Raw genomic sequence first — 7,832 nt, 5'->3', positions numbered from 1 at the left:
TCTTTCGGCGTCTTTTCGGCGCCGAAAGACGCCGGTCGCTCGGGTTCGGCGACGGCGGGGTGAGACTGGACGTATGCGAGGAGAGACGCGGAAGGGACGGCCGGGGGTTCGCCGGGCGGCGGCCGGGATCGGGATCGCCGGCGCCGCCGCCCTGGGATACGGGTTGTACGAGGGAAGCTCGTACACGTTGACCAAGCGGGAGGTTCCGGTGCTCGCGGCCGGGGAGCCCCCACTGCGGATCCTGCACCTGTCCGATCTGCACGTGCTGCCGCGCGAGGCCGGCAAGCTGCGCTTCCTCGGTGAGCTCGCCCGGGTCGTTCCCGATCTCGTCGCTCTGACCGGCGACGTGCTCTCGCATCCGGACGCGTCGGAGCCGCTGCGGCGGGCGCTGGCCCCGCTGTTCGGCTTTCCCGGGGTCTTCATTCCCGGGAACAACGACTACTACGTGCCGACCTTCCACAGCCCGCACCGCTACCTGCGGCGCGGCGCCGAGGCACCCCCCAAGGGCCCCGCGATGGACTGGGCGGTGTTCGCGCGGGACCTGGCGGCCGACTCGGGCTGGCACGAGATGACGCACATCCACGAGGTGCTCATGATCGGCGGGCGGCGCCTCGACGTCCGCGGCGTCGACGACGCCCGGCTGCGCCGGGACCAGGTCTCGCTCGTCGCCGGGCCGCCGGAGCCCGGCGTCGACCTGGTCCTCGGCCTCTCGCACACCCCGGAACCGCGAGTGCTGGACGCCTTCACCGCCGACGGCGTCCAGCTCACCCTGTCCGGCCACACCCACGGCGGGCAGCTCCGGCTGCCGTTCGTCGGTGCCCTGGTCACCAACTGCGGCCTGGACACGGGGCGCGCCCGCGGCCTGTCCCGCTGGCACTTCGCCCCCAGGACCGGCACTCTCCGCTCATCCTGGCTGCACGTCTCCGCCGGCCTCGGCACGTCCCCGTTCGCGCCTGTCCGGCTCCTCTGCCGCCCCGAGGCCACCCTGTTGACCCTCGTCCCCGCCCGGTGACGTCCACCGGCCGGCGGGCTCACCCCGGGCGGCCACGTTCGGGGTGACCGGATCGCCGCGACCCTCATGGCATCAGGTATGCTGACCACCGTTGGTCGACGGGGTGTGGCGCAGCTTGGCAGCGCGCTTCGTTCGGGACGAAGAGGCCGTGGGTTCAAATCCCGCCACCCCGACCAGCGCAGGGGCGTGATCGATGATCACGCCCCTGTTTTCGTTTCTCCTGGTTGTCGTTCCCCCTGCTGTCGTCGCGCAACGCGCTGAACCTTGAGCGAACCGGCCGGTGGCACGCTGAGATTGGTCGGCTTCGGACGGCGACCAGGTGTCGACAACGGCTGGTGCCCAGTACCGGTGTTCGACCGGAGCAGCCGCTCACCGCCGAGAAACCCGACCGGCCAGGTGAATGTCACCAATGGACGGAGGAACCGGCATGAAGGCCACGTACCACACGCCTACGCTTCAGGACTCAGGGTCCTTCCGTGAGCGCACCGGCTACTTCTTTGGCATTGGGTTCGGCGGCTGGGGCGGCGGCTGGGGCTGGGGCTGGGGTGGCGGCTGGGGCTGGGGCGGTGGCTGGGGCTGGGGCTTCTGACAGCCTGTGCCCGAGTGTTGGTCCTTGGCCGGCACCTCCGCACCTGACTCACGCAGCTGACTCGCGGGCCTAACCCGTACCCAGCGACAAACAGAACAGCCATGTTCCAGAAGCATCGGATGGCGCCGCGCGGCGCGCCGCACCTGCCGCGCATAGCAGGGACCCGGCGCGCGCCGCCGGGTCCTTGCCGTTCCCGTCGCCAGGGACGGCCAGGTATCGCGGCCTTCCACAACCGTGGGCGCCCCGTCTCCCGGAACCGTCGGTCAGTCCGGGTGACGGGGCGGGTTCGCGGAGGGGCGGACGATCCCGGTTTCGTAGGCGAAGACGACGGCTTGGACGCGGTCGCGGAGTTCCAGCTTGGCGAGGATGCGGCCCACGTGGGTCTTCACGGTCGCCTCGGAAAGGACCAGGCGAGCCGCGATCTCCGCGTTGGACAGCCCGGCCGCGACCTCGCCGAGGACGTCGCGCTCCCGGTCGGTGAGCCGCGCGAGCCGGTCGGCGCCCGCGGCCTGGGCGGTCCCGTGGCCGTCGGTGCCCCTGCCCGCCGCGTCGCCTTCCGAGGCGTCGGGGTCGGGCAGGCGGTGCGCGAACGCGTCGAGGAGCCGCCGGGTGACGTTCGGGGCGACGACCGCGTCGCCGGCGGCTACGGTGCGGATCGCGGCGAGCAGGTCGGCTGGTGGCACGTCCTTGAGGAGGAAGCCGCTCGCCCCCGCGCGCAGTCCGGCGAGCACATACCGGTCCAGGTCGAACGTCGTCAGGATCAGCACGCGCGACGCGCCGCCGGCGGCGGCGATCCGCCTGGTCGCCTCGATGCCGTCGATCCCGGGCATCCGTACGTCCATCAGCACGACATCGGGCGCGAGTTCCGCGGTGAGCCGGACGGCGTCCGCTCCGTCGCCCGCCTCGCCGATCACCGTGAGGTCCGGCTGCGACTCGAGCACCATCCGAAAACCCATCCGCAGCAGCGGCTGGTCATCGACCAGCAGCACGGACGTCGACGGGCTCATGCCCCCTCCTCCGGCGCTGGCACCTTGGCCGGCGCGCCGTTCGCCGGCGACCCTTCGGCTGGCGTCCCGTTCGCCGGCACCCAGTCCGCCGACCCCTCCCCGACCGGCCTGGCCGTCGCCGCCGGCGGCGACGACGCGGCGTCCGCGCGTGGCCGCGGCGCGGCCGCCGAGGCGGCGCCGATCGAGGCGTTCACCCGCCACCCGCCGAGGCCGGGGTCGGGCCCGGCCGTCAACGTGCCGCCGTGGAGCGCGGCCCGCTCCCGCATCCCGTTGATCCCCCGGCCGTCTCGCGACGCGGTGACCGCGGGCCGGCCGGCGCCGCCGGAGTCGGTGATCCGGACGTCGATCCTCCCGGGCGCGTACCGCAGGGCCACGGCGGCGCGGGCCCCGGAGCCGGCGTGCTTGAGCACGTTCGTCAGCGACTCCTGGACGATCCGGAAGACCGTCAGCTCGACGTCCGCCGTCAGCTCCCGGCGCTCGCCCTCGACCACGAGGGTGACCGGAAGCCCGGCGCGACGCACCTGCTCGACGAGCTGGGCCAGCTCGTCGAGCCGCGGCTGCGGGGCCATGGCCCCGCCCCGCGCCGCGGCGGGCGCCGGAACGGCCCCGGGGGTCCCCGCCGCGGTCGCGGGGGACGCGGCGTCGGGGCGGTCGTCGCGCAGCACGCCGAGCAGGCCGCGCATCTGGGTGAGCGCCTCGCGGCCCGTCGCCGAGATGGACTCGACGGCGCGGGCCGCCAGCGCCACCCGTTCGGCCTGGGCGGCCGGCCCCGCCGAGCCGGTCGGCGGGGACCCCGTCGGCGGGGACCCGGCCGGCGGTGGCTCTCCCGGCGCCGGGTCCCGAAGGGCGAAGGTCGCCCCGTCCGCGAGGGCGATCATCACCGAGAGGTTGTGGGCGACGATGTCGTGCATCTCGCGGGCGATCCGGGCGCGCTCGCCCGCCGCCGCGAGCCTGGCCTGCTGGTCGCGCTCCCGTTCCAGCCGGGCCGCCCGGTCGGCGACCGAGGCGAGGTAGGCCCGCCTGGTGTTGACGTTGACCCCGAGCACGCCGGCGGTGACGACGAACGCCCCCAGAAAGATCGCGACCGCCACCCGGTCGTACAGCCGGGCGCTGGGGACGATGGCGCACAGCCAGCAGATCCAGGCGATCAGGGCGCTGGCCGCGACCGCGGTGACCGGGCGGGGCCGCCACACCGCGACCGTGTAGAAGGCCACCAGCGCGCCGGTCATCCCGAAGGTCGGCACGCGCAGCGCGAGCTGCGTGAAACCGATGGCCGTGACCGCGACGAACGCCGTGACCGGGAACCTGCGGCGCAGGCACAGCGGGGCCAGCGCGGCGAGCGTGAACGGCACGACGACGACCAGCGGCCGTGGAACCGTGAGGCTCGGCGGCAGCACGACCATGGCCAGCGCGCCCGTGAGGGCGGAGTCGACGAGCACCGGCCGGGCCCGCAGCATCCGACCGATGGCTCCGTGCCGCATCCGGCCGAAGATGACGCCGGGAACGTCCGGCGCCTCCACCGGAGCCCGGCCGGCGCGCGCCGCGCGGCGCGCGCCGCCGGCCCAGCGGGCCACGAGCCGGCCGGAACTCACTGCGGCGCGGTCCACGGTCGTCGTCATGCCTCTCATGGTGACCCGAGTGCCTCTCATGGTGACCCGAGCGCGGTGGCCTGCCTGTTCCTGGAGCGAACGGATCAGACGTCGCGCCGGGTGAGCGTCACGGCCGCGGCGGCCAGGAGGACGACGACGTAGCCGGTGAGCACGGCCACCGCCGAGCCGACGGAGAGCAGCTCCTCGCGCGGCTGGATCGTGACCAGGGTCTCGCCGAGCGTCGTGGGCAGGTAGGCGTCGATCCGTTGCAGGCTCGCCGGCAGCATGCCGACGATCATCGGCAGCGCGAGGACCACGCCGAGCAGCGCCGAGACGGCGCCCGCGGTGTGCCGCAGCAGCGCGCCGCCGGCGAGGCCCAGCAGGCCGACGATGGTCAGGTAGAAGGCGCAGCCGACGACCGCGCGCAGCGAGCCGGGGTCGCCGAGGGTGACGTCGAGGTCCTTGCCGGCCAGCAGCCGCTGCCCCACCAGGAAGGCGACGAACGAGGTGGCGAGCATCAGGGTGAAGGTCACGGCGGCGAAGACCATCACCTTGGCCCACAGCATGGGCAGCCGCCGGGGCACCAGGCCCAGCGTCGCCCGGATCATGCCGCTCGCGTACTCGCCGGTGATGGTCAGGACCCCCAGCACCCCGACCGCGACCTGCGCGAGGAAGAGTCCGGCCAGGCTGAAGAAGGTCGAGTCGAACGCGGGTTCGGCGTCGGTCTCGTGGGCCTCCGTCGCGCAGAACATCACCGAGAGGCCCACGATCAGGACGACCGCGCTCGCCAGCGTCCAGACGGTCGACCGCAGGGAGCGCAGCTTGGTCCATTCGGAGTGGACCACTCCGAGAAAGGTCAGCTCGCCCGTGCCGGCGGCTCTGTGAGCGCGGCTGGGCCGGTCGGGCCGGGCGGTTCCGTGAAGGCGCTCGACGCCGTCCACGGGGCCAGCCGGGGTGGTAGCCCGCGTGTTCATCGGTTTCCTCCTGCCAGGGCCGGCGCTGCCGTGAACTCGGCGGCGTCGCGGGTGATGTCCATGAACGCCTCCTCGAGGGAGACGAGGCGCGGGGTGAGCTCATGCAGCGTGATCCCGTGGGCGCTGGCGACCTCGCCGATCCGCGGGCTGGGGAGGCCGACGACCTCGATCACGTCGGGCTCGCCAGCCGGCTCTCCCGCGGACTGGACCGTTCCGGCGTGGACCGTTCCGGCGTGGACCGTTCCGGCGTGGACCGTCGCGCCCGCGTGGACCAGCAGGGCGCCGAGCTCGGAGGCCCGGGGCGCGCGGACGCGCACGTGGGTGCCCGAGGCGGCGCGGACGAACTCGTCGACCGAGGTCTGCGCGATCAGCCGCCCACGCCCGATCACGATCAGCTCGGTCGCGGTGAGCGCCATCTCGCTCATCAGGTGCGACGAGACCATGATCGACCGTCCTTCGGCGGCGAGCCCGCGCAGCAGGTCGCGGATCCAGCGGATGCCCTCCGGGTCGAGCCCGTTGACGGGTTCGTCGAGGACCAGCGTCGAGGGGTCGCCCAGCAGCGCCGAGGCGATGCCGAGGCGCTGGTTCATGCCCAGCGAGAACCCGCGGGCGCGCTTGCGGGCGACGCCGCGCAGGCCGACCAGGTCGATCACCTGGTCGACGCGGCGCCGGGAGATCCCATGCGTCCGGGCCAGCGTGAGCAGGTGGTTCTCGGCGGTCCGCCCCGGGTGGATCGCCCGCGACTCCAGCAGCGCGCCGACGTGCCGCGCCGGCGCGGGAAGGTCGCGGTAGTGGCGGCCGTCGACGAGCACGGTTCCGCTGGTCGGCCGGTCGAGACCGAGGATCATCCGCATCGTCGTCGACTTGCCGGCCCCGTTCGGCCCCAGAAACCCGGTCACCACCCCGGGCCGGACGGTGAAGGAAAGGTCGTCGACGGCGACCTTCCCGCCGTAGCGCTTGGTGAGCCCTCGCGCCTCGATCATGCTTGACCTCGCGTCTGTCGTCATCTTTCCCGGAGGTGGCCTTCGGCTCGCCGACGGCGCGCGCCGACCACCGAAGCGGCCGGGTAGCGGCCGGCCACCGGCTGGACGTTCCAGAACGCTAGAGATCTATGGCGTCGCCGCCGACGCCCGCGCGGCCGATCTTTCGGAGCCCGCGCTCTACGGCTCAGGTAGCGGGCCGTACGCCTCGAGAGGTACGCCACGCCTCGAGAGGTACGCCGCCAGTGGCGCCGGCCGCCGAGCCGGATGCTGGTCGACGGCTCGACGGCTCGACGGCTCGACGGCTCGACGGCTCGACGGCTCGACGGCTCGACAGGCCGCCCGGCGCCCCGAGCGCGCCGGCTGGACCGCCCGAAACGGCGTGGAATATCGGGTGATCGACGTACTGGTAATCTCTGGCCCAACGGCGACGGACAAGGAGGTGAGACCCATCAACGTCACGTCAGGTTGGGTGCTCCCCCCATGGGGCGCGCGGTAGGCCGGTACCGGTCACCGCGAGAGCGCCCACGCGCTCCGAAAGGCTCCTCCATGTCGCACCACCTTGAGCCCTCATCGCGGCTTTCCGACTTCAGATCACTTTCCCCCGTGTGGGCCGCGCGTTCCGCGGCGACGCTCACTGAGACGCTTCGTGCCGCCGGCTGCGTGTTTGCCGAGAACGAGGCGGCCCTGCTGATCGCCGCGGCCGAGGGACCGGCTGCCCTCGCCGAAATGGTCACCCGGCGGGCCGCCGGGGTCCCGATCGAGCACATTCTCGGCTGGGCCGAATTCACCGGCCAGCGGATCGCCGTCGACGACGGCGTGTTCGTCCCTCGCCATCGCACCGAGTTCCTCGTCGACCTGGCGACAGGCCTGGCCTTGAGAGCCGCGGCCCGCCGACCTGCTCGGCTCGTCGTCGTCGACCTCTGCTGTGGCTCCGGCGCGCTCGGCGCCGTGCTCGCCACCCGCCTGGCCGAGCCGGCCGGCATGCGGGCACCCGGTCTGCCGGCACGGCTCCCCGGCGATCTGGATTCCGGGTCGAGCGGCGGCGATGCGGCCTACCCGCCCCGACAGCGCGCGATACCGGCGGAGGAGCGCACGATACCGGCGGAGAAAACAGCGGAGAAAACAGCAGCCGTGAAGGCGCATGCTCCCGGCGAGTGGGCCGTCACTGTGGAACTGCATGCCGCTGACATCGATCCGGTCGCGGTGCGCTGCGCCCGGCGAAACCTCGCCGAGATCGGCGGTCAGGTCCATGAGGGCGATCTCTATGACCCTCTTCCCGCGGAGCTTCGCGGACAAGTGGACATCCTGATCGCCAACGCGCCCTATGTGCCGACCGAGGCGATCGGACTGCTGCCGCCGGAGGCCCGCGACTACGAACCGCTAGCAGCCCTAGACGGCGGCGCGGACGGCCTCGACGTCCTTCGCCGGGTGATCGCGGGCGCCGCCGACTGGCTCGCGCCCACCGGCTGTCTACTCGTCGAGACCACGATCGACCAGGCCCCGGCCCTTGTCGCCGCTGCCTGCCGGCATTTCCTGACCGCCAGCGTCGCCCGGTCCGACGACCATGAAGCGACTGTGCTCCGCGTTGCCCGGTCCAGCCCGGGATCCAGCGTCCCGCGAACGGAGCGCCCGGTGGCATAGGCCACGTACCGGCCCGCGGCAGCCCGGCCGCTCCTGT

Annotated in this window: 7 protein-coding genes and 1 tRNA gene; 4 read left to right on the top strand and 4 right to left on the bottom strand. The window is 73.3% G+C overall.

Going from position 1 to position 7,832, the window contains the following annotated elements; translation table 11 throughout:
* The first annotated feature begins 73 nt into the window (after window positions 1-73).
* From I6A81_RS08145 to I6A81_RS08135, 3 genes are all read left to right on the top strand, one after another.
* Entirely contained in the window at window positions 74-1,012 is a 939-nt protein-coding gene (locus tag I6A81_RS08145) for a metallophosphoesterase (RefSeq protein ID WP_203008236.1), read from the top strand.
* Between the two features lie 99 nt (window positions 1,013-1,111).
* Window positions 1,112-1,188: transfer RNA gene (locus tag I6A81_RS08140), tRNA-Pro, on the top strand.
* Window positions 1,189-1,421: 233 nt separating this feature from the next.
* Window positions 1,422-1,601, top strand: a complete 180-nt coding sequence (locus tag I6A81_RS08135) for a keywimysin-related RiPP (protein ID WP_407661271.1) — start codon at window positions 1,422-1,424, stop codon at window positions 1,599-1,601.
* Between the two features lie 263 nt (window positions 1,602-1,864).
* Here the strand turns inward: I6A81_RS08135 and I6A81_RS08130 are convergent, their stop codons facing one another.
* From I6A81_RS08130 to I6A81_RS08115, 4 genes are all read right to left on the bottom strand, one after another.
* Window positions 1,865-2,608, bottom strand: a complete 744-nt coding sequence (locus I6A81_RS08130) for a response regulator (RefSeq protein WP_203008235.1) — start codon at window positions 2,606-2,608, stop codon at window positions 1,865-1,867.
* Window positions 2,605-4,227, bottom strand: coding sequence for a sensor histidine kinase (locus I6A81_RS08125; protein ID WP_203010139.1), 1,623 nt, complete (start codon window positions 4,225-4,227; stop codon window positions 2,605-2,607). The genes I6A81_RS08130 and I6A81_RS08125 overlap by 4 nt, the downstream gene beginning before the upstream one ends.
* A 74-nt stretch (window positions 4,228-4,301) precedes the next feature.
* Window positions 4,302-5,171, bottom strand: coding sequence for an ABC transporter permease (locus I6A81_RS08120; protein WP_203003282.1), 870 nt, complete (start codon window positions 5,169-5,171; stop codon window positions 4,302-4,304).
* Window positions 5,168-6,154, bottom strand: a complete 987-nt coding sequence (locus I6A81_RS08115) for an ABC transporter ATP-binding protein (protein ID WP_203003283.1) — start codon at window positions 6,152-6,154, stop codon at window positions 5,168-5,170. Before I6A81_RS08115 ends, I6A81_RS08120 begins: the two co-directional genes overlap by 4 nt.
* 726 nt (window positions 6,155-6,880) lie before the next feature.
* On the opposite strand from I6A81_RS08115, the gene I6A81_RS43095 reads away from it, so the two are divergent.
* Window positions 6,881-7,795, top strand: a complete 915-nt coding sequence (locus tag I6A81_RS43095) for a class I SAM-dependent methyltransferase (protein WP_407661272.1) — start codon at window positions 6,881-6,883, stop codon at window positions 7,793-7,795.
* The last annotated feature ends 37 nt before the right edge of the window (window positions 7,796-7,832 follow it).

The sequence above is a fragment of the Frankia nepalensis genome (assembly GCF_016786325.1).
Lineage (GTDB): Bacteria > Actinomycetota > Actinomycetes > Frankiales > Frankiaceae > Pseudofrankia > Pseudofrankia nepalensis.
The sequence above is the reverse complement of the archived record's forward strand: the minus strand, read 5'-3'. Positions and strand labels throughout refer to the sequence as shown.